Source organism: Modestobacter sp. SYSU DS0657 (genome assembly GCF_054050925.1).
Genome location: NZ_JBJHAG010000002.1, coordinates 22,734 through 39,748, shown reverse-complemented (window position 1 = coordinate 39,748; position 17,015 = coordinate 22,734). Strand labels below are relative to the sequence as shown.

At 74.6% G+C, this 17,015-nt stretch carries 16 protein-coding genes; 9 read left to right on the top strand and 7 right to left on the bottom strand.

What is annotated here, in order from left to right:
• Positions 1-125 precede the first annotated feature (125 nt).
• On the bottom strand, positions 126-1,514 hold the full coding sequence (locus ACI79A_RS01705) for a glycoside hydrolase family 5 protein (RefSeq protein WP_457079267.1): 1,389 nt from the start codon (positions 1,512-1,514) through the stop codon (positions 126-128).
• A gap of 53 nt (positions 1,515-1,567) precedes the next feature.
• On the opposite strand from ACI79A_RS01705, the gene ACI79A_RS01700 reads away from it, so the two are divergent.
• A complete protein-coding gene (locus tag ACI79A_RS01700) occupies positions 1,568-3,184 on the top strand; it encodes a long-chain fatty acid--CoA ligase (protein ID WP_457079265.1) in 1,617 nt (538 codons plus the stop codon).
• 153 nt (positions 3,185-3,337) lie between these two features.
• Here ACI79A_RS01700 and ACI79A_RS01695 read toward each other — a convergent pair whose 3' ends face one another.
• Positions 3,338-3,667, bottom strand: coding sequence for a rhodanese-like domain-containing protein (locus ACI79A_RS01695; RefSeq protein ID WP_457079263.1), 330 nt, complete (start codon positions 3,665-3,667; stop codon positions 3,338-3,340).
• Between the two features lie 96 nt (positions 3,668-3,763).
• Between ACI79A_RS01695 and ACI79A_RS01690 the strand changes: the two genes are divergently transcribed.
• On the top strand, positions 3,764-4,273 hold the full coding sequence (locus tag ACI79A_RS01690) for a PH domain-containing protein (protein WP_457079261.1): 510 nt from the start codon (positions 3,764-3,766) through the stop codon (positions 4,271-4,273).
• Positions 4,270-5,757: a PH domain-containing protein gene (locus ACI79A_RS01685; RefSeq protein WP_457079259.1), complete on the top strand. Its 1,488-nt coding sequence runs from the start codon at positions 4,270-4,272 to the stop codon at positions 5,755-5,757. The genes ACI79A_RS01690 and ACI79A_RS01685 overlap by 4 nt, the downstream gene beginning before the upstream one ends.
• A 7-nt stretch (positions 5,758-5,764) precedes the next feature.
• Here the strand turns inward: ACI79A_RS01685 and ACI79A_RS01680 are convergent, their stop codons facing one another.
• The 3 genes from ACI79A_RS01680 to ACI79A_RS01670 form a co-directional block, all read right to left on the bottom strand.
• Positions 5,765-7,069 (bottom strand): glutamate mutase L, encoded by a 1,305-nt coding sequence (locus ACI79A_RS01680; RefSeq protein WP_457079257.1) that lies wholly within the window; start codon positions 7,067-7,069, stop codon positions 5,765-5,767.
• Entirely contained in the window at positions 7,066-8,172 is a 1,107-nt protein-coding gene (locus tag ACI79A_RS01675) for a saccharopine dehydrogenase family protein (RefSeq protein ID WP_457079255.1), read from the bottom strand. Before ACI79A_RS01675 ends, ACI79A_RS01680 begins: the two co-directional genes overlap by 4 nt.
• 129 nt (positions 8,173-8,301) lie before the next feature.
• Entirely contained in the window at positions 8,302-8,949 is a 648-nt protein-coding gene (locus tag ACI79A_RS01670; protein WP_457079253.1) for a response regulator, read from the bottom strand.
• 100 nt (positions 8,950-9,049) lie between these two features.
• Here ACI79A_RS01670 and ACI79A_RS01665 point away from each other — a divergent pair, with 100 nt between their 5' ends.
• The 3 genes from ACI79A_RS01665 to ACI79A_RS01655 all read left to right on the top strand — a co-directional run bounded on the left by ACI79A_RS01665 (position 9,050) and on the right by ACI79A_RS01655 (position 11,194).
• Positions 9,050-9,766, top strand: a complete 717-nt coding sequence (locus ACI79A_RS01665; RefSeq protein WP_457079251.1) for an ATP-binding protein — start codon at positions 9,050-9,052, stop codon at positions 9,764-9,766.
• A 116-nt stretch (positions 9,767-9,882) separates the two neighbouring features.
• The gene (locus ACI79A_RS01660) at positions 9,883-10,746 is read left to right on the top strand and encodes a manganese catalase family protein (protein ID WP_457079249.1); all 864 of its coding nucleotides are present in this window, start codon (positions 9,883-9,885) and stop codon (positions 10,744-10,746) included.
• Between the two features lie 127 nt (positions 10,747-10,873).
• Complete coding sequence (locus ACI79A_RS01655; RefSeq protein ID WP_457079247.1) at positions 10,874-11,194, top strand: hypothetical protein; 321 nt, start codon at positions 10,874-10,876, stop codon at positions 11,192-11,194.
• 113 nt (positions 11,195-11,307) lie between these two features.
• Here ACI79A_RS01655 and ACI79A_RS01650 read toward each other — a convergent pair whose 3' ends face one another.
• Together ACI79A_RS01650 and ACI79A_RS01645 are read right to left on the bottom strand one after the other, a co-directional pair.
• Positions 11,308-12,921 carry a solute symporter family protein gene (locus ACI79A_RS01650; protein ID WP_457079245.1) on the bottom strand — a complete coding sequence of 538 codons (1,614 nt, stop codon included), beginning with the start codon at positions 12,919-12,921 and terminating at the stop codon, positions 11,308-11,310.
• Positions 12,914-13,288: a DUF485 domain-containing protein gene (locus tag ACI79A_RS01645; RefSeq protein WP_457079243.1), complete on the bottom strand. Its 375-nt coding sequence runs from the start codon at positions 13,286-13,288 to the stop codon at positions 12,914-12,916. Before ACI79A_RS01645 ends, ACI79A_RS01650 begins: the two co-directional genes overlap by 8 nt.
• Positions 13,289-13,555: 267 nt before the next feature.
• Here ACI79A_RS01645 and ACI79A_RS01640 point away from each other — a divergent pair, with 267 nt between their 5' ends.
• The 3 genes from ACI79A_RS01640 (at position 13,556) to ACI79A_RS01630 (ending at position 16,999) form a co-directional block, all read left to right on the top strand.
• Positions 13,556-14,812: a Rieske 2Fe-2S domain-containing protein gene (locus ACI79A_RS01640; protein ID WP_457079241.1), complete on the top strand. Its 1,257-nt coding sequence runs from the start codon at positions 13,556-13,558 to the stop codon at positions 14,810-14,812.
• 37 nt (positions 14,813-14,849) lie between these two features.
• Positions 14,850-15,305, top strand: a complete 456-nt coding sequence (locus ACI79A_RS01635) for a universal stress protein (protein WP_457079239.1) — start codon at positions 14,850-14,852, stop codon at positions 15,303-15,305.
• 410 nt (positions 15,306-15,715) lie between these two features.
• Positions 15,716-16,999, top strand: a complete 1,284-nt coding sequence (locus tag ACI79A_RS01630) for a DUF222 domain-containing protein (protein WP_457079236.1) — start codon at positions 15,716-15,718, stop codon at positions 16,997-16,999.
• Positions 17,000-17,015 lie beyond the last annotated feature (16 nt).

The window sequence follows — 17,015 nt, the reverse complement described above, 5'->3', positions numbered from 1 at the left end:
TGAGCGCTAACAACCCTGGTGCGTCAAGTTCGGTGACCCGATCGGTGGTCACGTTCCCGTAACGACGGGTTCATCGCGGTTCGGGCAGGGAAGCCGCCCCAGCCCGTCCCGGACGACGTGCCGGCTCAGGCGGAGGTGCGCAGCAGCTCGGCCAGCGGTTCCCGGACGGAGCACCGGTCGAACGCGAACGCCCCGGCCAGCTCCTCGGCCTCCTCCGGCGGCACGCCCTCGAACGCCCGCCCGAAGTCACCGGCCATGGCCTCGGCGAGCACCACGTGCCGGATGATCCCGTGCAGCCACCGGTGCTGACCCCACGGATAGGGCTGGAAGTCGGGGAACTCCCGGGCGACCAGCTGCTCGATCGGCTCCAGGACGTCCCGCACGCCGGCGTCCGTCGAGCCCCACGAGTCCACGCCCAGGCGGGCCTTCTTCGCCAGCACCGGCGCGATCCGCTGCAGGTAGGGCGAGGAGGGCGGAACGGTGACCAGGCCCTGCAGGCCGATGTCCTTGTAGGTCCACAGCGCCCAGCTCGCCCCGTGCTCGCGGTAGATCTCCAGCTGGTCGCGCAGCAGCTGGTACCGCTGGGCGTCGCGCTCCGGGTCGCCGGTGTAGACCGGCCCGAACTCACCGACCCAGATCGGCGTCCCGGTCTCGCGCATGTACGCCGTCCGCTCCAGGAACGTCTGCTCGACCACCGCGCGGTCGACGAACCTCCCGCGGCTCACCCCCGGGTAGGGGCCGCCGTCGACGAAGCCGGGCAGCGCGTAGTCGTGCGCGGTGTAGACCGTGTTGGGCAGCGGGTCGCCCAGCTGGTCGAACTGGGTGGAGTAGCGGTTGCCGTCCAGGAACAGCACGTGGTCGGGGTCGACGGCGCGGATCGCGGACTCCAGCCGCCGGTAGAACGGGCCGATCGCCTCGCCGACGGCGTCGCCGGGCTCGTTGACCGGGTTGTAGCCGGCCACCCACGGATTGCCGCGGTAGTGCTCGGCGAGCGCCTCCCAGAGCCCGACGACGCGGTCCTGGAAGTGCCGGTGGGTCCAGAAGTGGGCCCAGTGGGTGGGGTTGTCGCTGTGCCAGTGCTGGTTCTGCGCGCCGGGCAGGGCGTGCAGGTCGAGGATCGCGTGGATCCCGGCGCGGGCGCAGGCGTCCACGGCCTGGTCCAGCCGGCGGAAGCCCTCGGCCTTGAACTCGCCGGGGCGCATGTCGTCCTCGAAGTGCCGGTAGTTGAACGGGATCCGCACGCAGTTCAGGCCGAGGGAGGCCAGGTACGCGGCGTCGGCGTCGGTGAAGAAGTCGTCGAGGAACCGGTCGAAGAAGCGCCGGTACCCCTCCTCGCCCAGCGCCGCCCGCAGCGCGCGGCGCTGCTGGGACTCCGTCCCCGGGTAGCCGGTGATGAAGTTCTCCATGTTCAGCCAGCCGCCCAGGCCCAGGCCGCGGAGCACCACGGTGCCACCGCCGGGCCCGACGAGCCGGTCGCCGTCGACGCGGATGACCTGCTGCGGGGATTCCGTCACGGGCCGATCCTGCCCCAGTGGATCGTGAGCGGCGTCACTGGCACCATGCCGCCATGCGCGGGCTGATGCAGGACGTCCCCCTCACGATCGACACGATCTTCCGGCACGCCGAGCAGCACCACGGTGACGTCCCGATCATCACCAACGGCCCCGCGGGGAAGGTTCGCACCACCTACGCCGAGTGGGCCCGGCGCACCCGGCGGCTCGGCGGCGTGCTCGACGCCCTCGGAGTCAGCGCCGACGGCCGGGTGGGCACCTTCGCCTGGAACTCCGCCCGCCACCTGGAGCTCTACTTCGCCGCGCCCTGCACCGGGCGGGTGCTGCACACCCTCAACGTGCGCCTGTTCCCCGAGCAGCTGACCTACATCGCCAACCACGCGGAGGACGAGGTCGTCTTCGTCGACCGCACGGTGCTGCCGCTGCTGTGGCCGCTGGTCGACACCATGACCACCGTCCGGCACGTGGTCGTGATGGACGACGGCGGGGACGCCGAGGTGCCCGACGACCCGCGGGTGCACGACTACGAGGAGCTGCTGGCCGCCGCGGATCCGGTCGAGTTCGAGGTCCGGGACGAGCGGTCCGCCGCGGCCATGTGCTACACGAGCGGCACCACCGGCAACCCGAAGGGCGTCGTCTACTCGCACCGCTCGACGGTGCTGCACACGATGGCGGTGATCGCCCCGAACGGCTTCGGCATCGGCGTCGACGACGTCGCGATGCCCGTCGTCCCGATGTTCCACGCCAACGCCTGGGGCATCGCGCAGGCGGCTCCCGCGGCCGGGGCGGCGATGGTGTTCCCCGGGGCGATGATGCAGCCGCAGGCGCTGGCCGACCTGATCGTCGACGAGGGCGTCACCTTCACCGCCGGGGTGCCCACGATCTGGCAGGGGATGCTGCCGCACCTGGCCGGCCGCCCGCACCGGCTGCGCAAGATCGGCTGCGGCGGCTCGGCCGTGCCGGCCGCGCTGTCGCAGGCCTACGAGGAGCAGGTCGGGCTGCCCATCTACCAGGCCTGGGGCATGACCGAGACCCACCCGGTCGCCTCCGGCGGCGTCCTGGCCCGGCGGTACGCCGACGCCGACCCGGAGACCGTCACCGCCCAGCGAGCCCGGCAGGGCATCCCGCTGTTCGGCGTCGAGGCCCGCATCGTCGAGGCCGGCACCACCGACGAGCTGCCCTGGGACGACGTCACCACCGGCGAGCTGCAGGTGCGCGGGCCGTGGTGCGCGCAGGAGTACTACGCCGCCGACCCCGGCACCGAGCTGACCACGCCCGACGGGTGGATGAGGACCGGCGACGTCGCGGCGATGGACGCCTTCGGCAGCATCCGGATCGCCGACCGCACCAAGGACCTGATCAAGTCCGGTGGCGAGTGGATCTCCTCGGTCGAGCTGGAGAACGCGATCATGAGCCACCCGGCGGTGGCCGAGGCCGCGGTGGTCGCCGTCCCCAGCCCGAAGTGGGGCGAGCGACCGCTGGCCTGCGTCGTGCTCAAGCCGGGCGAGACCGCCGGCGAGCAGGAGATCCTCGACCACGTGCGGCCGCAGGTGGCCAGCTGGTGGCTGCCCGACGCGGTCGAGTTCATCGACGAGGTGCCCAAGACCAGCGTCGGCAAGTTCTCCAAGAAGGACCTGCGCGCCCGCTTCGCGGAGTTCCCTCAGACGACGTAGCACCCCGGTCGTCCTCCGCCCACGGTCCGCTCCTCGGTCGCTGGCGCTCCCTGCGATGCTCCCGCGGGCGTCAGACGACGTCGCACGCCGGTCGCCCTCCGCCCACGGTCCGCTCCTCGGTCGCTGGCGCTCCCTGCGATGCTCCCGCGGGCGTCAGACGACGTAGGGCGGGCGGCCGGTCTCGCTGACCATCGGGCGGCCTGCGGCGTCCCACTCGCCCATCCCGCCGCCGACGTTCACCGCGTCGTAGCCGTTCTGGTTCAGCCACGCCGTCACCCGGGCCGAGCGCCCCCCGCTGCGGCAGGTGACGTACACCGGGTCGCCCTCGGGCACCTCGTCCAGCCGCGCCGGCACGTCGCCCATCCGGATGTGGGTGGCCCCGTCGATGTGGCCGGCGGCCCACTCGTCGTCCTCGCGGACGTCCAGCACGACGGCGTCCTCGGGGACCTCGGCAGCCGGCACGGTCGGGACCTGCTGAGGCATCATCACTCCATCGTGGCACGGCGTGCCGCGGGTCCGCCGCCCGTCCCGGGCGCCGGAACGCGGTCCGGGCGCCCCACCCTGCGAGGATGGGCGGCGATGTCCGCTCCCCCACCGGCCCGGGACCCCGCCTGGCCGCTGTCCCGTTCGGCCATCGGCCTGTGGACGGTGCAGGGCGCGCTCAGCACCCTCTTCTGGGCGCTCGCGGTCACCGCCTTCTGGCTGTCCGTGCCCCCGGACGCCGGCGGCTGGGTGCAGGTCGTGCGCTGGCTCGGGGTCGCCCTGCTCGCCGTCGACGCCGTCCTCGCCATCGGCGTGCAGCCGCGGCTTCGCTGGCGGGTGCACCGCTGGGAGGTCACCGGGGAGGCGGTCTACACCCTCACCGGCTGGCTGAACCGCACCTGGACGCTGGTGCCGATCTCCCGCATCCAGACCGTCGACGTCAACCGCGGCCTGCTGCAGACGATGTTCGGGCTGGCCACGGTGGCGGTGCTCACCGCCTCCTCGCAGGGCACGGTGCGGATCTGGCACCTGGAGGTCGACGTCGCCCGGCAGGTCGCCGAGGACCTCGCCCGCCGGGCCGAGCAGGTGCGGGACGTCGCGACGTGACCGCGCCGCCCCAGCCGGAGGCGCCGGTGGGCCGGCGCACCTCCCCGCGGGTGCTGCTGGTGCACACGATCACCTTCAAGCAGGCTCGCTCGCTGGTGCCGGTCGCGCTGGCGATCGCCGCCGGGCGGGGGCTGGAGGGCGGCCCCCGGGCGGCCGTCGTGCTGGTCGTCGGGGTCACCGTGCTGTCCCTGGTGTGGGCCGCGCTCACCTGGTGGCGGTTCACCTACACCGCAGGTGAGACCTCGGTGGTGGTCACCCGCGGGCTGGTCTCCCGCTCCACCCGCACGGTGCCGATCGACCGGATCCGTGGCGTGGAGATCGAGACCCCGCCGCTGCACCGGCTGTTCGGCCTGGTGCGGGTGCGGATCGACGCCGCCGCCGGCGCCGCCGGGAACGACGAGGAGCTCGTCGTCGACGGCGTGCCCAGCGCCGAGGGCGACCGGCTCCGGGAGCACCTGCTCTCCCACCGGCACGCGGCCCCGGCGGTGGCGACCGGGCGGCACTCCGCACCGGAGCCGGCCGAGGAGGAGCTGCTGCGGCTGCGCCCCCGGTGGCTGCTGTACGCCCCGCTGATCGGCACCTACCTGGTGGTTCCGCTGGCCGCGGTCGGCGCGCTGTTCCGGCTCGTCGACGAGCTGCCCGACGACTACCTGCCCGAGCTCACCCCCGACGTCGAGCAGCTGGACGTCGTCGACGGCTGGTTCATCGCCGCCGTGGTGGCCGGTGCGCTGCTGCTCCTGGCGGTCGCGTCGGTGCTCGGCGCCGCGGTGGTCAACTGGCGGTTCCGGCTGGTCCGCCGCGGTGGGTCGCTGGTGGCCGAGCGTGGCCTGCTCACCCGCCGGCACACCGACCTGGAGGTCGACCGGATCCGCGGCTGCGCGGTGAGCGACGGGCTGGGGATGCGGCTGGTCGGCGCCGCACGGGCGACCGCCCTGGTCACCGGCCTGGGCGACGCCACCCGGCGCGGACAGCTGCTCCCGCTCGGGCCGCGCGCGCAGGCCTGGCTGCTGAGCGACTCGCTGGTGCCCAGCCCCGGGCCGCTCCACCCCCACCCGAAGGCCGCGCTGCGCCGCCGGGTGCTGCGCGCGCTCGTGCCCGGCGTCGTCGTCCTGCTGGCCGGGGTGGTGCTCTCAGCGCGGTCGTCGGACTGGTGGCCGCTGGTTGCCGTCGGCGGGGTGCTGACCGTGCTGGCCTTCCCGGTCGCCCGGGCGCGGTACGCCTCGCTCGGGCACGCGGTCGGCGGCCCGACCCTGGCGGTGCGGTCGGGCTGGCTGGTCCGCGAGCACGTCGTGCTGCAGCGGCGGGCCGTCGTGGGCTGGCAGGTCCGGCAGACCTTCTTCCAGCGGCGGGCCGGGCTGGCCACCGTGCAGGCCTGCGTGGGCGCGGGCAGCGGCGGCTACGCCGCGGTGGACATGGCCGCCGACGAGGCGGCGGGCTTCGCCGTCGTCGCCTCCGGCCCCTGGGCGGGCACCCTCTCCCGCTGACCGGCGCTCAGCCGGGCAGCAGCGCGCCGAGCAGTCCGGCCGCCGCCGCGGGTTCGTCACCGGCGAGCAGCCCGGCCGCGCCCAGCACGTACCGGGTGTCGACGACGACGTCGGCCTCCGCCAGCACGCCACCCGCGCCACCCCGGTCCGCGGCCACCCGGTCGACCACCGCGGCGACGTCGGCCGGCGCGGCGTGCCGGAACACCCCGCCGGAGAGGACGACGAGCCCCACCCCGCGGGCGCTGGCCCCGCCGGGCCCGTAGGCGGCCTCGGCGCGCAGGTGCCGGCGCAGCGCCACGACGGCGGCGGTCTCGCCCAGGGCCAGCGGCTCCTCCCCCGGGTCGGCCAGCCCCTCCGCACGGGCGGCGGCCCGCAGCGCGCCGGCGCTGGCGTGCACCCCGAGGTCGCCCTCCACGGTGCGCCGCCGGGCCGGCACGCCGACCGCCGCGCGCTGCAGCGCCGCCTGCTCGGCGTCGACCGCGGGCACGCAGTGCACGTCGGTGGTCGCCCCGCCCACGTCGAGCACCAGCACCCCGGGACGCCCGTGCCCGGCGCGCTGCGCGGCCAGCGCGGCGACCCCGTCCAGGACCGCGTCCGGGGTGACCGCCCGCACCCACCGGCGCAGCCGCCGGTCGGCGGAGAGCCGGTCGCCGCCGATGACGTGGGTCAGGAACACCTCCCGGATCGCGGCGCGGGCCGAGTCCGGGGCCAGCACGCCGATGTCGGGCAGCACGTTGTCGGCCACGGTGACCGGGGTGCCGGCGGCGGTGAGCACCGCGGCCACCTCGTCCCGCACCGCCGCGTTGCCGGCCAGCACCACCGGGACGAACCTCGGCAGGACCCCGCTGCCTCCCGGCACTCGCACGCTCGCACCGGGCCCCTGCAGCGCGGCCGACCCTGCCAGGGCTGCCGCGTTGTGCCGGAGCACCGCGGCGTCGCCGCCGTCGGTGCCGCCGACCAGCAGGACGACGTCGGGCCCGGCCGCGGCCAGGGCGGCCAGGGCGGCGCTGTCCAGCCGGCCGGCGGTCACGTGCACCACCCGGGCGCCGGCGGAGAGGGCAGCCCGGTGCCCGGCCTCGGCGCTGATCAGCTCCTCGTAGCCGGCCACCGCCAGCCGCAGCCCACCGCCGGCGCTGGAGCAGGCCCGCACCTCGGCGTCCCACCCCGCGGTCGCGGCGAGCACCCCGGCGACGACGTCGTCCGGGGTGGTCGGTGCCTGCCGGGTGGCCAGCAGCCGCCCGCCCGGCAGCTCGACCAGCGCCGCCTTGGTCCACGTGGAACCGATGTCGACGCAGGCCAGGCGGTCGGTCACCGCCGGACGAGACCGGCCGTGGCGGCACCGGCGGTGAGCTCCGCCAGCCCGAACGCCTGCACCGGCCCGAGGGCGCCGACCCCGGTCACGCCACCGGCAGCGGCGCGCACCGCGCCCCAGGCGAGCAGGTCGGCGGTCATCGCGTACGGGTCGGGGCCGCCGAGCTCGACGCGGGCGACCCGCACGCCCCGCGGATCGCGCACCTCCGCGACGACCGCGGTGCGCACGTCGCCGCGGTCCGACGGCGCCTCGGCGAGCCGGCCGGCGACCAGGTCGGCGAGCCGGGTCAGGCCGGTCTGCGCGCCGGGCACCCGCCGCACCCAGGGGGCCAGCGGCGCGAGCCGATGGGCGACCGGGGTCGCCGGCCCGAACCAGTCCAGGCAGACGCCGACCTCCCGCAGCGTCGGGGCGAGCCCGGGCAGCGCCAGGTGCTCCGACCCGCCGACCGACAGCCCTTCGCGACGGCGCCCGGCCGCATCGAACACCCAGGTGCGCGCGCCGGCCGGCTCGTCGACCAGCCGGCCGTCGGTGAAGGCGTGCCCCTCCTCGAGCACCACCCCGGCCAGCGAGCTGAACGTCCCCCGGGAGAAGGCCTGGCCGCGCACCCCGTCCAGGGCGTAGCCCACGTCGACCCGGTGCGCCCGCGACCCGGCGTCGGCCAGGGCCAGCGCGGCGGCGAGGTTGCCGGGCACGTAGTCGTGCCCGAAGGCGGTGAGCAGGGCGGCACCGGTCACCGCGGCGCGGGGGCCGTGCCGCTCGAACACCCGGCGGAGGAAGGGGGGCTCACCGGTGGAGTCCAGGTAGACCGCGCCGGCCTCGACCGCGGCGGTGACCACCGGCTCGCCGAGCCGGAGGAACGGGCCCACCGTGCTGACCAGCACGTCCCCGGCCGTCAGCAGAGCGCGGACCGAAGGGGCGTCACCGACGTCGACCACCGCGGTCTCCAGCGGGCCGTCGCCGGTTCCGAGCCGGCCGGCCAGGTCCGCCAGGCGGTGGGGGTCGCGACCGGCGAGCACCGGGCGGGCGCCGCGGGCGACCAGCGCCGCCGCCGTCCGGCCGCCGGTGTGGCCGGTGGCGCCGAGGAGCACGATCCGGGAAGCCATGCGGGAACGGTAGGCGACCGGCCGAGCACCGTCAGCTCGCGCACAACGGAACTGTCCGGTCCGCGCGTGCGACCGAGCGCGCCGGGTAGGGCGCGGGCGATGGAGACCAGCGCCGTGACCCCCGGGGTGTCAGGCCGCGCCGTCCTGCCCGAGCCCGATGCGGCCGGCCAGCGCAGCGGCCTCCACCCGGGTGGACACCTTCAGCTGGCGCAGCAGGTTGGCCACCAACCGCTTCACCGTGCGCTCGGAGACGTGCAGGGTCGTGGCGATGTCGACGGTGCTCGTGCCGGCGGCGATCAGCCGCCACAGCCGCCGGTCGTCGGCGCTGAGCTGAGCCGCGATGCCCTGGTCGGCCACGGGGGCCGCGTCGTCGAGCAGCTGGCGCAGCAGCGACTCGGGGATCACCGACCAGCCGTCGAGCACGGCCAGCAGCGGCCGCACCAGCGCCTCCGGGCTGGCCGTCTTGGGCAGGAAGCCGCTGGCCCCGGCGCGCAGCGCCTCCAGGGCGGCGTCGGCCTCGGCCAGCCCGGACAGCGCGACGACGCGCACCATCGGGTCGGCCCGGCGGATCGCCGCGATCGCCCGGGCGCCGCCGGGCGGCGGCATGTGCAGGTCGACGACGGCGACGTCCGCGTGGTGCCGGCGCACCAGCGCCGCACCGGCGGAGGCGTCGTCCGTCGTGCCCACGACGCGGACCCGGCCACCGCTCTCCGGGGGGAGCAGCAGCTCCAGGCCCCGGCTGAACAACGGGTGGTCGTCGATGACGACCACGTCCACGGGGGGACGGTGCTCAGCTCCGGCTCCGGGTCCCTCCACGTCACTCCCCTCTGGTCGACCGCGCCCGCGCGGCTGACCGGGGGCAACCCCGGAGGTGCCCGTGACCCTCGCTGCCGACACACGACCCGCGTCACTCCCCGCCCTGGTCACCGACCTGGTCCGGGTGGTGCGCAGCCACCTGCCCACGCCCGGCCAGGAGGCGGTGAGCACCGGCGACGCGCTGGTGCGCGCGCTCTGCCACGACATGCGCAGCCCCCTGGCCGCGCTGGAGTCGGTGCTCGACCGGCTGGACGGCGACGCCGCCGGCCGCCCGGAGCTGCTCCAGCTGGCCCGGGACCAGGCCCACCACCTGTCCTCCATGCTGCGCACCGCGAACGCCACCGCCGGGGCACCCGAGCGGCGCGGGGTGCGGCGGCTCGCCGAGGTGATCCGGGCGTCCGTCGGCGCCTCCGGCCTGGCCGAGCACCAGTTGCGGCTGGAGCTGACGCCGGACGCCGCCGACGTCGCGGTCGCCGACGCCCGGGTGCAGCGGATCCTCACCAACCTGCTCGAGAACGCCCACCGGCACGGCGGGGGCGAGGAGGTCCGGCTCGTCGTCCGCCGTCGCCGCGGCTGGGTCGAGCTGGCGCTGACCCAGCACGGCGTGCCGGCCGAGCGGGTGCTCGGGCACCTCAGCCGGCCCACCCCGCCGGTCGACCTGACCGGACTGGGGCTGTGGTCGGTGCAGCGGCAGACCCGGGAGCTGGGTGGCCGGCTGGCCTGGTGCCGCGCCGAGGACGGCGCCTTCACCCTGGTGGTGCGCCTCCCCGACCGCTGACCAGGTCGGCCCCTGCGGGCCACCGGACGGCACGGGGGTGTCACCGGGCGGGGGCATCTGGAGTGTGTCGCCCCGAACGGGGCGGACGGCGAACGGCTCGACCAGAGGAGACGCCCGTGTTCACGCACACCCACGCCCTGCAGTACGAGGCCAAGCCCGACGGCCCGGACCCGGACTTCGCCCGCAAGATGCAGGAGGTGCTCGGCGGTCAGTGGGGTGAGATGACCGTCGCGACGCAGTACCTGCTGCAGGGCTGGAACTGCCGGCTGCCCGGCAAGTACAAGGACCTGCTCCTGGCCATCGGCACCGAGGAGCTCGCGCACGTCGAGATGATCGTGACGATGATCGACCGGCTGCTCGACCACGCGCCGCTGAAGCCGGACTCCGCGGACCGCACCAAGGAGGCGGCCGCCGGGTACGGCCAGCACAACCCGCAGCACCTCATCCAGAACGGCGCCGGCGCGTCCTACATGGACAGCATGGGCAACCCCTGGACGGGCGCCTACGTCACCGCCAGCGGCAACCTGATGGCGGACTTCTCCTACAACGCCACCGCCGAGATGCAGGGCCGCCTCCAGGTCGCCCGGCTGTGGAACATGACCGACGACCACGGCGTCAAGGACCTGCTCCGCTTCCTGCTCACCCGGGACCACTACCACCAGCAGCAGTGGCTCGCCGCGATGGAGCAGCTGAAGGAGGACGGCATCGAGGGCCTGCCCGTCCCCGAGGCCTTCCCGCTGGAGGAGGAGCTCCCGGAGTTCGCCTACACCTTCATCGACGCCTCCGACGGCCCCGAGGCCGCCAACGGCCGCTGGGCCAACGGCCCGGCACTGGACGGCACGGACAACACCTTGCGCGCCGCCCCGATCGCCGCCAGCGCCGACGCACCGATCCTGCCGCCGGGTGACCCGCGCCTGTACGGCTCGCCGCAGACCAAGATGGACAACCTGCTGCAGAAGGCCAAGGACGCCCTGAAGTGACCCGCGGGCTCGCGCGCCCCCGCGCGTGAGCGTGCTCGTCGCGCCGTCGCCGTGCCGGCGCTCCCGGTTCCGCTCCCAGCGGGCCCGGGGCGCCGGCCCGGCGGGCGCCGATCCCATGGAGGGTTCCGTGCACCTGTCCGCACCCGTCCCGCACCTGCCGGCCGTCCACCTGCCCACGCTCCGCGTCCCCGCTCGGGTGACCGCCGCGTCGGCGCTGCTGACGGCCGTCTACCTCGCTGCCCTGGCCGTGGCGCTGACCGCCCCGGCCGAGCAGGCCCTCGCCGGCGGCCTCGTCCTCGCCGGGCTGGTCAGCCGCTGGGCCGTCCGCCGGCGCCGGTCCGTGGCCGCGACGGTCCCCACCCCGATGCGCGCCCTCGCCACGGACGCCGTCGACGCGGTGCTGCCGGCGTCCCCGTTGGCCGAGGAACCGGCCCGCGCCACCGCCTGAGCCCGTCGTCCGGGCTCACCGCCGTCCCACCGGCGTCCGCACCGCCGGGCGGGACCACACGAGGCCCGCCCCCTGCCGGGGACGGGCCTCGTGTGGCGTTCAGCGGTGCCGGCTCAGTGCGCGACCGCCTTCTCCGCGCCGATGCCGGTCAGCGACCGGACCTCGAGCTCGGCGTACTTGTCGACGTCCGGCTTCTCCTTCGAGACCTTCGTGCCCAGCCAGCCCAGGAAGAACGACAGCGGGATGGAGACCAGACCCGGGTTCCGCAGCGGGAACCACGCGATGTCGAAGTTGGAGAACATCGCCGTCTCCGACCCCGAGACCACCGGCGAGAAGATGATCAGGCCGATGCAGACGATCAGCCCGCCGTAGATCGACCACAGCGCGCCCTGGGTGGTGAAGTTCTTCCAGAAGAGCGTGTAGAGGATGGTCGGCAGGTTGGCCGAGGCCGCCACCGCGAACGCCAGCGCCACCAGGAAGGCGATGTTGATCCCGGCCTGCAGCGCCAGGATGCCCAGCCCGATGGAGATCGCGCCGATGACGAGGGCGGTGATCCGGGCGACCCGGACCTCCGCGTTCGCCGCCACCTGGCCCTTCTTGAGCACCGATGCGTAGACGTCGTGGGCGAAGGAGGCCGACGCGGTGATGGTCAGCCCGGCCACGACCGCGAGGATCGTGGCGAAGGCGACGCCCGCGATGATGCCCAGCAGCACCGTGCCGCCGAGCTCGAACGCGAGCAGCGGAGCCGCCGCGTTCACCCCGCCGGGCGCCGCGAGGATCGCCTCGGAGCCCACGAGGGCGCCGGCGCCGTAGCCGATGACCAGGCTGAACAGGTAGAAGGCGCCGATCAGCCAGATGGCCCAGACAACGGACTTCCGGGCGTCCTTGGCGGTGGGCACCGTGTAGAAGCGCATCAGCACGTGCGGCAGGCCGGCGGTGCCGAGCACCAGGGCCAGCGCGAGGCTGATGAAGTCCAGCCGGGTGGCGTTCGACGCCCCGTACTGGGCTCCGGGCTCCAGCACCTGCTGCCCCTCCGAGGACACCGCCCCGCCCAGCAGCGAGGAGAAGTTGAAGCCGTACTCGGCGAGCACCCAGATCGTCATCACGAGCGCACCGGCGATGAGCAGCGTCGCCTTGATCATCTGCACGTAGGTGGTGCCGCGCATGCCGCCGACCAGCACGTAGAAGATCATCAACGCGCCGACGACGACCACGACCAGGGCCTCGGCGGCGGCGCCGCTGACGCCCAGCAGCAGGGCGACCAGGCCCCCGGCGCCGGCCATCTGGGCCAGCAGGTAGAAGAGCGAGACGAACAGGGTGGAGATGGCGGCGGCGGTGCGCACCGGCCCCTGCCGCATCCGGAAGGCCAGGACGTCGGCCATGGTGAACCGGGCCGTGTTGCGCATCAGCTCAGCGACCAGCAGCAGCGCCACCAGCCAGGCGACGAGGAAGCCGATCGAGTAGAGGAAGCCGTCGTAGCCGTAGATGGCGATGGCGCCGGCGATGCCGAGGAACGAGGCCGCCGACAGGTAGTCACCGGCGATCGCCAGGCCGTTCTGGGTGCCGGTGATGTTGCGGCCCGCGGCGTAGTAGTCGGCCGCGCTCTTGTTGGTCCGGCTGGCGCGGAAGGTGATGAACAGGGTCACCAGCACGAACGCGCCGAAGATGGAGATGTTGATCGCCGGCTCGCCGATCGTCGCGCTCTCGGCGGCGAACACGTCAGCCACGGGGGGTCTCCTCGGTCCGGGGGGCGGCGAACTCGTGGGCCTCGAGACGGGTGCGCATCTCGTCGGAGATGGGGTCGGTGTTCTTGCTCGCGTGCCGCACGTAGAGCTGGGTGATCAGGAAGGTGCTCACGAACTGGCCCAGCCCCAGCAGGATGCCGAGGTTCACGTTGCCGAACACCTGGGTGGACATGAAGTCACCGGCGTACGTGGAGAGCAGGACGAACAGGGCGTACCAGACCAGGAAGGCGACCGTCATGGGGACGGCGAAGCTGCGGAAGCGGCGCCGTAGCTCGGTGAACTCCGGGGAGTCCTGCGCTTGGCGGTACTCCTCCGCGGTCAGCAACCTGCGGTCGTTCGGTGCGGTCACGGGCACACCTCTCTGTGCATCGCCTGAGTCGTGATCGCGGTCACCATAGGCGGATCGCCCTCCGCATGGAAAAGATCACGTGGCGACACGTTGCAGAAAAGTTGCGAGAACGTCCGCAAAGGCCACAGAACTCCACCCGGGTGCAACGCCGGGGTAACCCGCCCCTGCTGACATGGGCACATGGCGTTCTCCTGGGCTGGCGGAACTCGGGGCACGGACGCGCGGACGGCGCCGGGGTCGGCCGGAGACGGCGCCGGCTGGTACCCGGTGGCACGCTCGTCCGACGTCGGGACGACGCCGCTGCCGGTGGGCGCGGGCGGCCGGCCGTACGTCGTCGTCCGGCTGGCGCCCGGCGCGGAGGTCACCGCCGTGGGCGCCCGCTGCCCGCACCGCCTGGTGCCGCTGACCACCGCGACCGTCGTCGACGGCCGACTGCGGTGCGGGTACCACGGCTGGGAGTTCAACGCCGAGGGCCGCTGCACCCTCATCCCCGCGCTCGGCCCGCACGGCGCGCCCCCGCCGCGCGCGGACCTGGCGGTGCCGTGGGCGGTCGAGGAACGCGACGGCTGGGTGTGGCTGGCCCCCGACCGCACGCCGGTCGCCCGACCGCCCCGGGCCGGCGGCTCGCGCCCGGCGCCCGATCCGGAGCAGGTGCCCGAGCTGCCCGAGCCGACCGGTCCGGTGCTCGGCAACCTCGACCCGGCGCTGGAGCACGCCTGGCACCCGGTCGCACTGGCCGGCGAGCTGCGGGACGGCGGGTACGTGCAGGTACGGCTGCTGGGGCGGAACTGGACCGTGCACCGGCGCAGCGGGGAGCTGCACGCCGACCCACCGGCGTGGGGCGTGGCCGAGCGCCTCGGGCTGATCTGGCTGGCCCCCGACGAGCCGCTGGACCGGCCACTGCCCGTGCCCGAGGCCACCGACCCACGGTTCACCGCCGCCTGGCTCCCCCCGGTCCGGGCCTCGGCGCCGGCCGGCCCGCTCCTCGACGCCTTCGTCGACGTCGCGCACGTGCCGTTCGTGCACGCCACGGCAGCCGGCCTCGACGCGGAGGTGCCCGACCAGCCGGTCGTCCGGGAGCCCGGCGGGTTCTGCAGCAGTCAGGAGCGGGCCGTCACGGACGGCGTGCTGCAGGCCACCTACGTGCACCGGGTCCCGTTCCAGCTGCTGCTGCGGCTCACCCCGCCCGACGGCGCGGGGACCACCGTCCTCACGGTGCTGCAGCCGGAGGACGCCGACTCGACCCGGGTCTTCACCTGCCTCTTCCTCGCCGGCACCGACGGGCGGCCGCTGCCGGCCGAGGTGGTCGCGGCCGAGGTGGCCGCCGAGCAGGCGGCGCTGGCCGAGGACCTGGGCGTGGTGGCGGGCACCGCCACCACGGGCCTGCCGTTGCTGCTGCGCGACGAGCTGCACGTGCGCTCCGACCGGCTGGGTGTTGCGCTGCGCCGGGTCCTGGCCGACTTCGTGGCCGAGTGCGCCGCCCGGGACCGGGCCGCCGAACTGGAGCACCGCGCGAGCGCTTGACCTCCGCCGCCCCCCGCCGGTGCGCTTGGATGACGCCGTGACCGAGGTGGGGCCGTTCGAGCGGGGGACCGATGGCCCGCGGGTGATCCTGGTCGGCGTCGACGGGTCCCCGACGTCGCTGCGGGCCGCGTCGTACGCAGCAGGCCTCGCCCGGCGGCAGCGGTCTCGGCTCATCGCGGTCTTCGTGACCGAGGCGGTGCCGTCGATGGCGGGCTGGGTGCCGACCGCGCAGGCGCTGGTCCGGGAGGCGGCGGCGGAGGTGGACGCCGAGCTGCGAGCAGAGCTGGGGCGGGCGGCCGAGCAGCTGGGGGTGGACGCGGAGTACCGCACCGCGCACGGCGACCCGGTCACCGAGCTGACCCGGATCGCCGACCAGCTGTTGGCCGACGCCGTCGTCGTCGGCGCGTCGGAGCAGGCCGGGCACCGGGTGGTCGGCTCGGTCGCGGTGCGGCTCGTGCGCCTGGGCCGCTGGCCGGTGACGGTCGTCCCGTGACGCGGGCGTGAGCATCGCAGCGAGCGCCGGCGAGTGAGGAGCGGAGCGACCGCGGAACGGGACCAGAGCGGTCGTCCCGTGACGCGGGCGTGAGCATCGCAGCGAGCGCCGGCGAGTGAGGAGCGGAGCGACCGCGGAACGGGACCAGAGCGGTCGTCCCGTGACGCGGGCGTGAGCATCGCAGCGAGCGCCGGCGAGTGAGGAGCGGAGCGACCGCGGAACGGGACCAGAGCGGTCGTCCCGTGACGCGGGCGTGAGCATCGCAGCGAGCCGAGGCACACCGCTGATGCTCTCTCGTCAACCTCCTGACGCAATCTGTGGACAGGCGGTTGACCTGCGCATTCGCCTGGTGAGCGGGTCGCCCCAGCGGTAGACTTCGAACACACATCCGAATGACGGGAGGGGTGTCCGTGAGCGACGTGTTGACGCTGGACGCCCCTGCGCCGAACGTGGTCGCGGAGTTGCCCGCCGGTGATCTGGAGGGGTTGTTCGGGTCGCCGTTGTCGGCGGCGCTGGACGCGTTGGCGGCGGATGACCTGCATGGCCTGACGAACGGTCAGACCCTCGATCGGACGGCGTTGCTGGTGTCGGCGCGGAACCGGTTGGACGCGGAGCTGACCCGCACGGTGCGGCACGCCGAGCTCACGCAGGCCACGGAGCACGACGGGTTGACGTCGATGCGGTCGTGGCTGATCGGGCACGCACGGTTGTCGCCGTTGGAGGCGTCGCGGGTGGTGCGGTCGGGGCGGGCGTTGGCGCACTTCCCGGCGCTGGCCGAGGGGTTCGCCGCGGGGCACGTGACCGCGGCGCAGTTCGCCGTGGTCGCCGGCACGGTGGGCGACCACGAGCGTGCGCAGGCCGCGGAGCAGGGGATCGACCTGGGCGCGTTCGACACCGCGTGGGCGGATGTGGCGCAGGAGGCGCCGCATGCCTCGCTCGGTGTGGCGGTGCGGGCGTTCATCGAGGCGCTCGACCCGGACGGGGCGGAGCCGGACCCGACGGAGGGGCGGCGGTTCACGTTGGCCAAGCACTCCGATGGGAGCGTCACGGGCCGGTTCGACCTGGATGCGGTGGGTGGGGAGAAGCTGCAGGCGGCGGTGGAGTCGCTGGTGCAGGCGAACCGGCCGAAGGGTGACACCCGGACGCGGTCGCAGCAGCAGGCCGATGCGCTGGTGCAGTTGTGTGACAACCAGCTCGCGTCGGGGAGCCTACCGACGCTGCGGACGGTGAAGCCGCACGTGGTGGTCGGGATCGATCTCGACGACCTGGTGGACCCAGCGACCGGCGCTGGCGCGGCGGAGATGGGCTTCGGCGCCACGATCTCCGCCGCCCGGGTCCGGTTCCTGGCCTGCGACGGGAGCATCTCCCGGATCGTGATGGGCCCCGACGGAACCCCGTTGGACCTGGGCCGCGACCACCGGGTGGTCACCCCCGGCCTACGGAAAGCGGTCGAGCGCCGGGACAAGGGATGCGTGTTCGCCGGCTGCGGTGCCCCGACCTGGTGGTGCGACGTCCACCACCTGATCCACTGGCTGCACGGTGGTGAGACGTCGTTGAGCAACTCCGCACTGCTGTGCGAACGCCACCACACCAAGGTGCACCACGGGTTCTCAGTCGTCCGACAACCCGACGGCCGATGGCGCACCTTCCGGCCCGACGGCACCGAGATCCTCATCGGACCCCTGCTCACCTGATGCACGCAGCACTGCG

Coding starts and splice junctions, on each gene's coding strand:
- ACI79A_RS01700 (WP_457079265.1), top strand. CDS start 1,568: ATGCGCGGGCTGATGCAGGACGTCCCCCTCACGATCGACACGATCTTC.
- ACI79A_RS01695 (WP_457079263.1), bottom strand. CDS start 3,667: ATGCCTCAGCAGGTCCCGACCGTGCCGGCTGCCGAGGTCCCCGAGGAC.
- ACI79A_RS01690 (WP_457079261.1), top strand. CDS start 3,764: ATGTCCGCTCCCCCACCGGCCCGGGACCCCGCCTGGCCGCTGTCCCGT.
- ACI79A_RS01675 (WP_457079255.1), bottom strand. CDS start 8,172: ATGGCTTCCCGGATCGTGCTCCTCGGCGCCACCGGCCACACCGGCGGC.